This is a genomic window from Halomonas sp. B23F22_3 (assembly GCF_043496965.1).
Classification (GTDB): Bacteria; Pseudomonadota; Gammaproteobacteria; order Pseudomonadales; family Halomonadaceae; genus Halomonas.
Genome location: NZ_JBIEKG010000005.1, coordinates 379,116 through 392,084 on the forward strand (window position 1 = coordinate 379,116; position 12,969 = coordinate 392,084).

General features: G+C 71.3%; 12 protein-coding genes. 2 read left to right on the forward strand and 10 right to left on the reverse strand.

The features are described from left to right. Window positions 1–107 precede the first annotated feature (107 nt). The 4 genes from ACGTNG_RS13800 to ACGTNG_RS13815 all read right to left on the reverse strand — a co-directional run bounded on the left by ACGTNG_RS13800 (window position 108) and on the right by ACGTNG_RS13815 (window position 4,960). Window positions 108–1,997, reverse strand: coding sequence for an SLC13 family permease (locus ACGTNG_RS13800; RefSeq protein ID WP_394797095.1), 1,890 nt, complete (start codon window positions 1,995–1,997; stop codon window positions 108–110). A 152-nt stretch (window positions 1,998–2,149) separates the two neighbouring features. Beyond that, on the reverse strand, window positions 2,150–2,956 hold the full coding sequence (locus tag ACGTNG_RS13805; protein WP_394797096.1) for an enoyl-CoA hydratase-related protein: 807 nt from the start codon (window positions 2,954–2,956) through the stop codon (window positions 2,150–2,152). A 100-nt stretch (window positions 2,957–3,056) separates the two neighbouring features. After that, window positions 3,057–3,617 carry a carboxymuconolactone decarboxylase family protein gene (locus tag ACGTNG_RS13810; protein WP_394797097.1) on the reverse strand — a complete coding sequence of 187 codons (561 nt, stop codon included), beginning with the start codon at window positions 3,615–3,617 and terminating at the stop codon, window positions 3,057–3,059. Between the two features lie 14 nt (window positions 3,618–3,631). Then, window positions 3,632–4,960, reverse strand: a complete 1,329-nt coding sequence (locus tag ACGTNG_RS13815) for an aspartate aminotransferase family protein (RefSeq protein ID WP_394797098.1) — start codon at window positions 4,958–4,960, stop codon at window positions 3,632–3,634. A gap of 149 nt (window positions 4,961–5,109) precedes the next feature. Between ACGTNG_RS13815 and ACGTNG_RS13820 the strand changes: the two genes are divergently transcribed. Next, entirely contained in the window at window positions 5,110–6,015 is a 906-nt protein-coding gene (locus ACGTNG_RS13820; RefSeq protein ID WP_394797099.1) for a MurR/RpiR family transcriptional regulator, read from the forward strand. 24 nt (window positions 6,016–6,039) lie between these two features. Here the strand turns inward: ACGTNG_RS13820 and ACGTNG_RS13825 are convergent, their stop codons facing one another. Both ACGTNG_RS13825 and ACGTNG_RS13830 read right to left on the reverse strand, forming a co-directional pair. After that, window positions 6,040–7,017: an NADPH:quinone reductase gene (locus ACGTNG_RS13825; protein ID WP_394797100.1), complete on the reverse strand. Its 978-nt coding sequence runs from the start codon at window positions 7,015–7,017 to the stop codon at window positions 6,040–6,042. 76 nt (window positions 7,018–7,093) lie between these two features. Continuing rightward, on the reverse strand, window positions 7,094–7,666 hold the full coding sequence (locus ACGTNG_RS13830) for a hypothetical protein (RefSeq protein WP_394797101.1): 573 nt from the start codon (window positions 7,664–7,666) through the stop codon (window positions 7,094–7,096). Window positions 7,667–7,840: 174 nt separating this feature from the next. On the opposite strand from ACGTNG_RS13830, the gene ACGTNG_RS13835 reads away from it, so the two are divergent. Continuing rightward, window positions 7,841–8,581, forward strand: coding sequence for a glycerophosphodiester phosphodiesterase family protein (locus tag ACGTNG_RS13835; protein WP_394797102.1), 741 nt, complete (start codon window positions 7,841–7,843; stop codon window positions 8,579–8,581). Window positions 8,582–8,616: 35 nt separating this feature from the next. Here ACGTNG_RS13835 and ACGTNG_RS13840 read toward each other — a convergent pair whose 3' ends face one another. The 4 genes from ACGTNG_RS13840 to cobO form a co-directional block, all read right to left on the reverse strand. Further along, complete coding sequence (locus ACGTNG_RS13840) at window positions 8,617–9,846, reverse strand: CynX/NimT family MFS transporter (RefSeq protein ID WP_394797103.1); 1,230 nt, start codon at window positions 9,844–9,846, stop codon at window positions 8,617–8,619. 46 nt (window positions 9,847–9,892) lie between these two features. After that, window positions 9,893–11,386 (reverse strand): cobyric acid synthase, encoded by a 1,494-nt coding sequence (locus ACGTNG_RS13845; protein ID WP_394797104.1) that lies wholly within the window; start codon window positions 11,384–11,386, stop codon window positions 9,893–9,895. A 10-nt stretch (window positions 11,387–11,396) separates the two neighbouring features. Continuing rightward, window positions 11,397–12,122 (reverse strand): 5,6-dimethylbenzimidazole synthase, encoded by a 726-nt coding sequence (gene bluB / locus ACGTNG_RS13850; RefSeq protein ID WP_394797105.1) that lies wholly within the window; start codon window positions 12,120–12,122, stop codon window positions 11,397–11,399. A 201-nt stretch (window positions 12,123–12,323) separates the two neighbouring features. Beyond that, window positions 12,324–12,935 (reverse strand): cob(I)yrinic acid a,c-diamide adenosyltransferase, encoded by a 612-nt coding sequence (gene cobO / locus ACGTNG_RS13855; RefSeq protein ID WP_394797106.1) that lies wholly within the window; start codon window positions 12,933–12,935, stop codon window positions 12,324–12,326. Window positions 12,936–12,969: the final 34 nt, after the last annotated feature.

Sequence of the window (12,969 nt, forward strand, 5' to 3'; positions counted from 1 at the left end):
CCTCATTGATGTTTCCCCAGAGCGCCGCGGCAGGTCGACGAGAGGGCGCTGTGAATACCTCCCTGTACGCTACCGCCGACACGCACCGACGATCACTCGAGAGATCGCTACAGCGGCCAGACGATCAGGATCAGCGGGATCGCCACCGCCATCACCACCAGGGTCAGCGGCAACCCCAGTGTCCAGTAGTCGCCGAAGCGGTAGCCCCCCGGGCCCATCACCAGGGTGTTGGACTGGTGACCGATGGGGGTCAGGAAGGCGCAGGAGGCGCTGATCGCCACCACCATCAGGAAGGGATCCAGGGAGACGCCGAAGCCCTCGGCGAGACTCGCCGCGATGGGCGCCATCAGCAGCGCCGCCGCGGCGTTGTTGATCACGTTGGAGAGCAGCGTGCAGACCAAGAACAGCCCCACCAGGATGGCCACCACCGGCCACTCGCGCCCCATGACCAGCAGGGCATCGGCGATCAGGGTGGCCCCGCCGCTGGTCTCCAGCGCCTGACCCACCGGAATCATCGCCCCCAGCAGCACGATCACCGGGCCATCGATGGCCTGATAGCCCTCGCGCAGCGACAGCACGCCCACCATCAGCGATACCAGGGCGGCAGCGGTCAGCGCCACCGACGAGGGCACGAGGTCCAGCACCATGGCGATGACCGCCGCGGCGAAGATGGCCACCGAGACCGCCAGCATGCGCGGCCGGCCCAGGGTCAGGTTGCGGCTGGCCAACGGCAGGCAGCCCAGGGTGGTGAGGCTCTCGCCGATCTCGCCCTCACCGCCCTGCAGCAGCAGCACGTCGCCGGCCCGGAAGCGAATATCGCGCAGGCGCTGGTTGAGGCGGCCGCCGTCCCGGGCCACCGCCACCAGGTGCAGGCCGAACTGGTTGTGCAGGCGCAGCTGGGTGACGGTACGGTGGATCATCATGGAGTCGTTGCGCACCACCGCCTCGACCAGCTGCAGGCCCTCGGTATCCACCGCGGAGGGCTTCGCGTCCTCCTCCTCGCCCCGGGGCTCGTCATCCTGCGACTCGTCACCCTCTTGGGCCTCGCGAGTCGCGGCCGAGGCCTCGCGCTCCCGCGTCTCAGCATCCTGGGCCTCGTCGTCCGGCGGCGGCTCGGGGCCGACCACCAGGCCCGCCTTGTCCTCGATCAGCTTCATCTCCTCGGGACCGGCCTCCACCAGCAGGATATCGCCCTCGACCAGGGTGCCGTGGAAGGCGTGCCCGGCATGGCGCTTGTCACCGCGCACCACCGCCAGCACCGGGATGGTCTCCTCCAGGGCCTGGTGCAGGTCGCGCAGCGACCAGCCCACCGCCTTGCCGTCCTCGGGCACGCGCAGCTCCACCAGGTAGTGGGCGGTGTCGAACATCTCCTCCCGGGAGGCCTTGCCGGCCCGCTGGGGCACCAGGCGCCAGCCCAGCAGCACGATGAAGGCCAGGCCGACCAGGGCCACGCTGGCCCCCACGGGGAAGAAATCGAACATGCCGAAGCTCTCCCCGGTCGCCTGGGCACGATAGCTGGAGATGATGATGTTGGGCGGGGTGCCGATCAGGGTGGTGAGGCCGCCGAGCAGCGAGCCGAAGGCCAGCGGCATCAACAACAGCGACGGCGGGCTGTCATGCTCCCGGGCCATGCGGATCGCCACCGGCAGCATCAGCGCCAGGGCGCCGACGTTGTTCATCACCCCGGAGAGCACCAGCACGGTGCCGGTAAGCACCAGCATCTGGAGGATCAGGCGATCGCCGACCCTGAGGGCCTGCTCGGCGATCAGGTCGACGAGCCCCGAGCGCTCGAAGCCGCGACTGAGCACCAGCACCGCGGCGACGGTGATCACGGCGGGGTGGCCGAAGCCGTAGAAGGCCTCGTCCGTCGGCACCAGCCCCAGCAGCACCGAGGCCAGCAGCGCACCCAGCGCCACCAGGTCATAGCGGAACCGGCCCCACACGAAGGCCGCGAGCGTCGCGCCGAGGATCAGGAACACCTGGGTGCTATCGCTCATCGCCGATCACCTCCCTGTGCCGTCTGGATACCGTCAGCACAACAGCCGCGGCCAAGAAAAGCCAGCTTTTCCCACCCGCCCGCGCAACACGGCGCTGCCCGGTGCGAGGCCGCGGACGGCCAATCCAGGGTCGCGAGGCGATGGCCCAGGGCTCACTTCCTGGCCATCGTCTCCAGCATGGCGTGGACGGCCTCCAGGTGTTCCGGCTCGTTATGGCACATGCCCTGGAAACTCGCGCAGAGGTCGAGGAAGTCGGGCAGCGCCATGCGATCGGCCCGCTTCATCAGCCGCTTGGTCAGGCGGGTGGCCCTGGGCGGCTGGGCGGCGATCTGGCCGGCGAGTTCCTGAGCCCGTTCCATCAGCGCCTCGGGCTCGGTCACCTCCAGCACGATGCCGTAGTCGCGGGCCTGCTCGGCATCGATCACCCGCCCGGTGAGCGTCAGCTCGAAGGCCCGCTGGTAGCCGATCAGCCGCTGCAGGAACCAGGCGCCGCCGTCGCCGGGGATGATGCCGAGGTTGAGGAAGGTCTCGCCGAACCTGGCCTTGCGCGAGGCGATCCGCAGGTCCGCCATGTTGGCCAGGTCGAAGCCGGCGCCGATAGCCGGGCCGTTCACCGCGGCGATGATCGGCACCTCCACGCCCTCGAGGGCGAGCGGCAGGCGCTGGATGCCGCGGCGGTAGCGGTCGGCCACCTCGGCGACACTGCCTTCGAAATCGCCGCCGCGGCTGGCCATGTCCTTGACGTTGCCGCCGGCAGAGAAGGCACTGCCCGCCCCGGTGATCACCAGCACCGAGACCGCGTCGCAGGCGTTCACCCAGTCGGCGACGGCGAGGATGTCGTCGACCAGGGCGGTGCCGGTCAGGGCGTTGCGGACGTCGTGGCGGTCCAGGGTCAGGGTGGCCACTCGCCCCCCCAGGGAGAGGCGGGCATCGGTCAGAGTCGGCAGGGTCGGGCTCATCGGTCGGGTCCTTGTCGAGGGTTCGGTAACACGATCAAGGATGCCGCCCACACGGCCCTCGTTCCAGCGCGGGCGGCGATTCCCCTGCCCGACCGCCCCGTCAGGGCTCGGCGAACGGCAGCGGCTCACTGCCCCGGCGCACCTCGAAGACGTTGAGGGTCATGGCCACCAGGGCGTAATAGCCGAAGACGCCCACCAGTTCCACCACCGCCGGCTCGCCGAAGGCCGCCACCGCCTCGGCGTAGAGCGCCTCGTCGACGCGCCGGGTGGTGTAGAGCGTCCTGCCCAGGCGATAGACCAGCGCCTCGTCGTCGCGCTCGAAGGCCGGCTCGCGCCCATCCCGGAGGGCCTCGATCACCGCCTCGCCGACCCCGCCGTCGCGGGCGATGGGCGCATGGATCTGCCACTCGGCCTGGGACTGCCACCAGGAGGCGGTGAAGAGGATCGCGAGCTCGGTGAGCCGCAGCTCCAGGCGGGTGCCGTAGCGGCAGAAGGCGCCGAGGCGCTGGGCGTGGTCGGCCAGTGCCGGGCTGTGGATCCAGGCCAGGAAGGGGCCGTCCAGGTTGCCGCGGGGGCCGCTCAGGATGGCGTCCAGCACGCGGCGCTGGTCGGGCGCCATGGTGGCCTCGTCCAGGGCAGAGAGGCGGGAGTCGATCGACATCGGGCGAGGCTCCGTTACGAGTGGGTGAGGACGCGACGCAGGGCGGCGTCGAGCTTGTCGACGATCTCGTCCAGGTGGGCGTCGTCGAGGATGAAGGGCGGAGCCAGCAGGATGTGGTCGCCGCGGCGGCCGTCCAGGGTGCCGCCCATCGGGTAGCACATCAGGCCCTCGTCCATGGCCGCGCGCTTGATCGCCGCATGCAGCTTGCGCTCAGGATCGAAGGGCGTCTTGCCGTCGCGCTCGGCGACCAGCTCGAGCCCGCGGAAGAGCCCCCGGCCGCGGATGTTGCCGACGTGGGGGTGCTCGCCGAAGCGCGCCTCGAGGCGCTGCTGGAGCCCCTGGCCCAGACTCACGACCCGCGACAGCAGGCCGCGCTCCTCGACGGCGCGCTGGACCGCCAGGGCGGCGGCGCAGGCGGTGGCGTGGCCGATGTAGGTGTGGCCGTGCTGGAAGAAGCCCGAGCCCTCGGCGATGGCCGCGCGGATCCGTTCGCTGACCAGGGTCGCGCCGATCGGCTGGTAGCCGGCCCCGAGGCCCTTGGCCACGGTCACCAGATCCGCCGTCACGCCCTCCTGCTCGGCGGCGAACAGGCTACCGGTGCGGCCCATGCCACACATCACCTCGTCGAGGATCAGCAGGATACCGTGGCGATCGCAGATCTCGCGCACCCGCCTGAAGTAGCCCGGCACCGCGGGCACCGCGCCCAGCGTCGCGCCGACCACCGGCTCGGCGACGAAGGCCATCACGTTCTCCGGCCCCAGGCGCTGGATCTCGGCCTCGAGCTCCGCGGCCAGGCGCTCGCCGTAGGCCTCCGGGGTCTCGCCGGGGGCCTGGTCGCGATAGGCATAGCAGGGGCTGACGTGGCTCACCTCGACCAGCAGCGGCTCGAACTGCTGTCGACGCCAGGCGTTGCCGCCGGTGGCGAGCGCCCCCAGGGTGTTGCCGTGATAGCTCTGGCGGCGGGCGATCAGGTGCTTGCGCTGGGGCTCGCCGCGTTCGATGAAGTACTGGCGCGCGAGCTTGAGGGCCGCTTCCACCGCCTCGGAGCCGCCGGAGACGAAGTAGACCGAGGAGAGGCCCGCCGGCGCGCGCTCGACCAGGAAGTCGGCCAGCGCCTCCATCGGCTCGGTGGTGAAGAAGGAGCTGTGGGCATAGGCGAGCCGGCCGACCTGGTCCCGCACCGCCTCGATCACCTCGGCGTCGCTGTGACCCAGGCAGGAGACCGCGGCACCGCCGCAGGCGTCCAGGTAGCGCTTGCCCTGGGCATCGATCAGGTAGGGCCCGTCGCCGCCCACGGCGGTCGGGTAGGAGTGCTTCAGGTGACGATGGAAGACGTGGCTCATGCGTCCCTCTCTCGGGCAATATGCAAATACAAATGCCATCCTGATAAAACGGAAATATATTTGCAAATAGATTCGACAGTGGCCTGACGCTGCGCCCGACGAGCGCTACAATGCCCGCCTCGATCACCGCAGGCCTTACCGACACCCTCATGACTTCCCTCAAGCCCCAGCGACCGGACACCCTCGGCGACCTCGAACGCCTGCTCGCCACCCTCGAGCAGGGCGAGGGCGCGGTGCGCCTGGGCAAGCGCTCGCGTCGGGTGCTCGCGGCGATGGTCACCGCGCCCCAGCAGGCCGCGGTCTCGTCGATCAGCGAACTGGCGGAGCGCCTGGGCGTCAGCCCCTCGACCCTGTCGCGGCTGGCCCAGCGGCTGGGCTTCGACGGCTTCGCCGGCCTGCAGGCGGTGTTTCGCCGCCACGTCACCGAGGGCAAGAGCTTCTACAGCGATCAGGTCTCGCGGCTGCTGGACAGCGACGGGGATGACGATGCCCTCGGTCGGCTGGCCCGCCTGGGCCGTCAGGAGAGTGCCAATATCGCCGACACGGTGACGGGCATCGATGGCGAGGCCTTCACGGAGGCGGCGCGGCTGCTGGTGGAGGCGCGGCGTGTGAGGGTCCACGGCATGCGCCAGTTCGCCTCGCTGGCCTCGTTCCTGGCCTATGGCCTGGGCATGCTGCGCGCCGATGCGGCGCCGCTGGACGCCGTCCGCCACGGGGTGGCGGACGCCCTGGCCCAGCTCGAGGCGGGGGACGTGCTGGTGGTGGCGAGCTGCTTCCCCTATACCCCCAGCGTGCTGGCCACGGCCGAGGTGGCGGCGCGTCAGGGCATTCGCGTCATCGCCCTGACCGACTCCCGGGGCTCCCCGCTCGCCCGGGTGGCGCACCTCGCCTTCCCGGTGCCCGACCACAGCCTCTTCTTCAGCAACAGCATGTGCGCCTTCATGCTGCTGGCCGAGGGGCTGCTCTGCGAGGCGGCGAACCAGCTCGGCGACGAGGGGCTCGCCGCGCTCAAGCGGCGCGAGCAGCTGATCGGCGAGCTCAACGAGTCGCTGTAGGCGCCGCCCACGCAAGAGGCAGGGTCACGGCAGCAGGATGGTCGACCCGGTGGTCTGTCGGCCGGCCAGGGCCGCCTGGGCATCGCCCGCCTCGGCCAGCGGATAGCGGTGTGAGATATCGACCGTCACCTGGCCGCTCTCGAGCATCGCGAAGAGCTCGCCGGCCATCCACTCCAGCCGCTCGCGGGTGTCGGCGTAGCCGTTGAGGCTCGGGCGCGTGACGTAAAGCGACCCCTTCTGGTTGAGGATGCCGATGTTGACGCCCTCCACCGGGCCGGAGGCGTTGCCGAAGCTGACCATCAGGCCGCGCTTCTTCAGGCAGTCCAGCGACGTCTCCCAGGTATCCTTGCCCACCGAGTCGTAGACCACGTCGCACATCTCGCCGTCGGTCAGCTCGCGCACCCGCTCGACCACGTCCTCCCGGGTATAGTCGATGGTCGCCCAGGCGCCGTTCTTCGTGGCCAGCGCCGCCTTCTCCGGTGAGCTGACGGTGCCGATCAGCCTCACGCCGAGCGCCTTGGCCCACTGGCAGGCGATGGAGCCGACGCCGCCGGCGGCGGCGTGCCAGAGGATGGTCTCGCCGCCCTTGAGAGGAGCCGTCTGGCGCAGCAGGTACTGCACCGTGAGGCCCTTGAGCATGGCGGCCGCGGCGGTCTCGACATCGACCGCCTCGGGCAGCACCACCACCTTGTCGGCCGGCAGCACGTGCTGCTCGGCGTAGGCGCCCAGCGGGCCCTGGGCAAAGGCCACCCGGTCGCCCGGGGCCAGGTGGGTCACGCCCTCACCGACCGCCTCGACCACGCCCGCGCCCTCGGTGCCGAGGCCGGAGGGCAGCGACGGGGCCGGATAGAGGCCAGTGCGGAAGTAGATGTCGATGAAGTTGAGGCCGACCGCCTGATTGCGGACGCGTACCTCACCGGCGGCAGGCTCGGCCGGCGTGGCCTCGACGAGTTCGAGCACCTCGGGGCCGCCGGTGCGGGCGAACTGGATACGCTGGGCCATGGGGGGTTCCTTGTGACGTTGACGGATAGGCCCACCAGTCAAGCGCCCCGGCCCCCCGGGGGTCAAGGAGTGTTTATTAGAGCGTGGCGGGAAAGGACTCCAGCCCGCGCACGAAGCGCGCCTTGTAGTCGTCGAAGAGCGCGCGGTCGCGCTTGAACGACTGGATCACCGAGGCCTCGTCGAAGGTCAGCGCGCGGGGCAGCTCCGCCACGGAGGCGGCAGGATGCTTGGGGCCGAGCCCGATGCGCACGCCGGCCTTGCCGTCGAGCCAGCGGGTGATGCCCGCCTCGCGGAAGCGCGCCTCCTGCTCGGGGCCCACGGCATCCACGCGCAGCGGCGCCTTGAGGGCCAGTTCGGCGACCAGCCGCTCGGCGGGCCGGGTCACGCTCTCGCCGTCGAGCTCCGCCAGCAGCATCACGGTCATGCTGCTGCCGACCTCGTCGAGCACCAGCAGCGCCAGCGCCACCGGGCGCGACGCGTCATCCACCAGCGCCAGCACCCGCGCCGCCTCCTGCTTGACCAGCACCCCCAGGGTGCCGGCGAAGGTCGCCAGCGGCGTGAGCCCGGCGTCCTGGCCGTAGGCCTCGGCGCACAGCCGCGCCAGGCAGGCATCGCGCTGCTCGGGATTCTTGATGTGCACGACTCTCATCTCGGTGTCCTCGCATCGTCGTATGTCCGGCGCCAGCGCCAGGATCGAAAGCGCGCAGCCTACCACATCCTGGCGCGATCGCGCCGCGCCCGCGCTCCGGCGCGGGGGCGTTTCCCGTCGCCGGCCGATGACGCTACGCTGTCCCCTTCCGCCCCGCCGACCAGGAAAGCTTCCATGCCCGACGCCGCGCTCGCCCTGCCCCGCCTGATCGCCCATCGCGGGCTCTCCGCCCGCGCCCCGGAGAACACCCTGGCCGCGGTGCGTGCCGCCCACGGCGTGGGCGTGACCTGGGTCGAGCTCGACGTCCAGCTGCTCGGCGACGGCACCCCGGTGATCTGGCACGACGCCTCCGTGCGGCGCTGCTCCGATCGCCGCGGCCGGCTGGCCGACCTGGATCTCGCCGCGGCGCGACGCCTCGATGCAGGCAGCTGGTTCGGCGAGGCCTACCGCGGCGAGCCCATGGCCACCCTCGCGGAGATGCTGGCGCTGCTCGACGAACTCGAGATGGGCGTCAACCTGGAGCTCAAGGTCAATCGCGGCCGCGATCCCCGGGCGCTGGTCGAGGCCGCCCTGCCCGCCGTTATGGCGGCACTGCCGCCATCGCGCCGGCTGCTCTCCTCCTTCAACGACGCGGCCCTCGCCCACGCCCGCGCCCTGGCCGGGCCCGAGGCGCTCTCGCTGGGGGTGCTGGTCGAGGGGGTCGGCCGCGACTGGCGGCGCCGCTGTGAGGCGGTGGCGGCCTGCAGCGTGCATGCCGACTGGAAGCGCCTCAAGGCGGCCCGCGCCCGGGAGGTGAGCGAGGCCGGCTACCGACTGCTCTGCTACACGGCCAACGACCCCACCGCCTTCGCCCCGCGCTGGGATTGGGGGGTCGAGGCGGTGATCAGCGACGACCCGACACGCTTCATGAGCTAGCCCGGCACGCGGCGGGGACGAGCGCCCAGCAGCAGTTAGGCGCGCCCGCCGGCGCCCGCCATCACTCGCGGATAAGCGCGGGGATTGAAGCGCAGGGTCACCAGCAGCATCGCCGCGACGCCCAGCGCCAGCAGCACCCAGGCGGCCAGGAAGCCGCCGGTGGCCTCGCGCAGGGCACCACTGATCCACGGCGAGAGCGCATTGAGCATGAAGCCGAAACCCTGCATGAAGGCGGCCAGCCGGCCCGCCGCGCGGGGATCGGGCAGGTGATCCAGGGCCAGGATCAGGCCCAGGGAGAAACAGGCGCCGAGGCCGAAGCCGGCGATGGCCACCCAGGCGAGCGCGCCCTGGCCGGGCAGCAGGATCAGCCCCAAGTAGCCAGTGAGCTGGGCCAGCAGGCTCGCGCCCAGCAGCCAGCGGCGATCCGCGTGGGACTGGCGCTGGGCCAGGGCCGGCATCGCCAGGGCGGCGATCACCTGGAAGATCGTCATCCAGGCCAGCAGCAGGCCGCTTGACGACGCGCTCCAGCCGAGCTCGCGGTAGTAGACCGGCAGCCAGGTGACCACGCTGGAGTAGCCGGCGTTGATCACCCCGAAGTAGAGGGCCAGCAGCCAGGCGCGGGGCAGCCGCCACGGCCGCGGACCGGCCAGCGCCACCCAGGCGGGCTCCGGTGCACGGGGGCGGCGAGCGAGCCACATCCAGAACAGCAGCGTGATCAGCGCCGGCACCCACCACAGGCCCACGCCCAGCTGCCAGCCGCCGAGTCGCGCCAGCCAGGGGCTCGCCCAGGCGGCCAGGCCGCCGCCGGACATCAGCGCCGCGGCGTAGACGCCCATGGCGAGCGGCATGCGTCGCCCGAAGCGGCGCTTGGCGAGCCCCGGCACCAGCGCCTGGATCAGCGCGATGCCGGCGCCGCCCAGCAGCGCCGTGGCCAGCAGGGTCGTGCCGCTGCCGTCGACCTGGCGCAGGGCGCAGGCGACCGCGATGGCGACGAGGGACAGGGCAATGCCGCGCTGCTCGCCCAGCCAGGCCTGCAGGCGCCCGCTGGCGAGTGCCACACCGCCCATGCAGAGGAAGGGCAAGGTGGTCAGCCAGGCGAGCACCGTGTAGCTGAGCCCGGTCGCCAGGCGGATCTCCTCCATCAGCGGACTGGCGGCGGCCAGCAGCGGGCGCAGGTTCAGGCCCAGGGCCACCAGCAGCGCGAGTCCGCCGATGAACTGCCAGGTCGTGGAATCCTGCCGGGAAGTGCCGCTCCGTGCCGTCATTGCCGCCTCGCGTGGTCACATTGTGAGGAAGCTATTGTATATAAAACTAAAGATAATTGGATACAGGCCCGCTGCCGCCCACCAGCGCCTCGATGGCGGCCATGTCCAGGCTCGCCTCCAGGCCGTCGGCCAGGCGATCGAGCTCCCGCTCGCGGTGGGCGGCGAAGTCGACGGCGGCCTCCCCTTCCTCCCCCGCCAGGCCGAGCCGGGCGAGCAGCGACGCGCAGGCGCCCGCCTCGTCGAAGAGGCCGTGCAGGTAGCTGCCCAGCACCTGGTCGTCCTCGCTCACCGCGCCGTCCGGCCGCCCGTCGAGGAGCATCAGCGGCCGGGCCAGGGCCGGGCCGTCGCTCACGCCGTTATGGATCTCGTAGCCGCTCACCGGCACGCCCTCCCCGGCCGGGGTGCCCAGGAGGGTGCCGGCGACGTTGCGCAGCTGCTTGCCCGCCACCATCCGGGTGCGCATCGCCAGCACCCCCAGTCCCGGCACGCTGCCGGCCGGGCCCTCGAGACCGTCCGGGTCGTCGATCGCCTCGCCGAGCATCTGGAAGCCGCCGCAGATGCCGAGCACCCGGCCGCCGTAGCGCAGATGGCGGTGGATCGCCGCTTCCCAGCCCTGGGCGCGCAGCCAGGCGAGGTCGCTGGCCGTCGCCTTGCTGCCGGGCAGCAGGATGACGTCGGCGGGCGGGATCGCCCGGTCCGGTCCGACGATGGTCAGCGACACGCGCGGGTGCAGGCGCAGCGGATCCAGGTCGGTGTGATTGCTGATCCGCGGCAGCGCCGGCACCACTACGCGCAGGTCGGGCGTGCCCGCTTCGTGACCGGCGAGGCCCACGCCATCCTCGGCATCGAGGAGCAGGCCCTGGAGGTAGGGCAGCACGCCGTGCACCGGCTTGCCGGTGTGGGCGGTGAGCCAGTCGAGGCCGGGCTCGAGCAGGGCGATATCGCCGCGGAAGCGGTTGATGACGAAGCCCCGGGTACGTGCCCGCTCGCTCTCGGAGAGCAGCGCCAGGGTACCCACCAGCTGGGCGAAGACGCCGCCGCGGTCGATGTCGCCGACCAGCAGCACCGGGCAGTCGACGGCCTCGGCGAAGCCCATGTTGGCGATGTCGCCCTCGCGCAGGTTGACCTCGGCGGGGCTGCCCGCGCCCTCGGCGATGATCACATCGAAGCGGCTCGACAGTCGCCGCCAGGCCGCCAGCACGCTCTCCCGCGCCCGGCGCTTGAAGGCGTGATAGTCGATCGCGTCCATGTGGCCGTAGACCTGGCCGTCGAGGATCACCTGGGCGCCCCGGTCGCTTTCGGGCTTGAGCAGCACCGGGTTCATGTCGGCGTGGGGCGCGATGCCGGCGGCCGCGGCCTGCAGCGCCGTGGAGCGGCCGATCTCGCCGCCCTCCGGCGTCACGGCGCTGTTGAGCGCCATGTTCTGGGGCTTGAAGGGCGCCACCGAGATGCCCCGCCGGGTGAGCGCCCGGCAGAGCCCCGCGACCAGGGTGCTCTTGCCGGCATCGGAGGTGGTGCCCTGGATCATCAGCGTCGGCATGCAAGCGACCTCACTGTCGGGGGGCCAGGGCATCGACGGCGCGCGTCAGCGCCGCATCCGCCGGGGCGGTCTGCCAGCCGTTACCGTGCACGCGATCGGCCAGCGGCAGGCGCTGTCGCCAGCCGGCCCGGGCCAGTTCCGGGCCGTCGAGGAAGTCGTCGACGTAGCCGAGACACAGGTAGGCGAGCGGAGTGACGTGATCCGGCAGGCCCAGCACCTCGGCGAGCTCCTGCTGGTCGAGGATGCTGACCCAGCCCACGCCGATGCCCTCGGCGCGGGCCGCCAGCCACAGGTTCTGGACCGCCAGGCAGGTGCTGAAGAGATCCATCTCGACGATGCTCTGGCGGCCCAGCACGTGCTCGCCGCCGCGCTCCCGGTCGCAGGTGATGCAGAGGTTGAGCGGGCTCTCGAGGATGCCCTCGAGCTTGAGGCGGCGATAGAGCGCGCCGCGCTCACCGGCGTGGGCCTCGGCCGCCTTGGCGTTCTCGCGCTCGAAGATGGCGTGCACCCGACCACGCACCTCACGGCTATCGATCAGCAGGAAGTCCCAGGGCTGCATGAAGCCCACCGAGGGGGCATGGTGCGCGGCCTCGAGCAGCCGCGCCAGCACCTCCGGCGGGATCGGGTCCGGGCGGAACTGGCTGCGCACGTCGCGGCGCTCGAAGATGGCCCGGTAGAGGCCCTCGCGCTGCGCCTCGGGGAAGGCGTGATCGGGTCGTCCGCTGGGATCTGCCATGCGGCGGTCTCCTGGAAAGCTGGGGGGTGTGATAAGGCCTTGCAAGGATCGGGACCGGCCGATGAGCGCCGGGGACAAGGTGAAGCGAGGGTCCTACGCCAGGGATGGCGTCGGTAGCGCCCAGGGAGGGGGTTCACAGTGCCCTCGCGAAAGCTTGTCGCCGGCAACGCTCATCGCTTTCGTCGAGTTCCCAGAGATGCCCTAAAGTTCTACGCCCTTCTGGGCCTTGATGCCCTGATCCTTGAAGGCATGCTTGACCACCTTCATCTCGGTGACGGTGTCGGCCAGCTCGATCAGCGCCTCCGGCGCGTGGCGGCCGGTGACCACCGCGTGCTGCATGGGCGGACGCGCCTGCAGGTCGTCGAGCACGGCGTCGAGCTCCAGGTAGCCGTGGCGCAGGGCGATGTTGAGCTCGTCGAGCAGCACCAACGCGTAGTCCGGGTCGGCGAGCATGCGCCGCGCCTCGGCCCAGGCCGCCTCGGCGGCGCGCACGTCGCGCTCGCGATCCTGGGTGTCCCAGGTGTAGCCCTCGCCCATGACGTGGTAGTCCACTCCCGGCAGGTCGCGGAAGAAGGCCTCCTCGCCGGTGCTGAAGGCCCCCTTGATGAACTGCACCACGCCCACCTTCATGCCGTGACCCAGGGCGCGGGCGACCATGCCGAAGCCGGAGCTGCTCTTGCCTTTTCCGGGGCCGGTGAGCACCAGCAGCACGCCCTGCTCCTTGTCGGCGGCGGCAATCCGCTCGTTCATGATCTTCTGCTTGGCGGCCATGCGCTCGGCATGCCGCTGGGGGTCGATCGAGGGTCGGCTCATGTCGAGACTCCTGTAGATGAAGGGAAAAGGATGG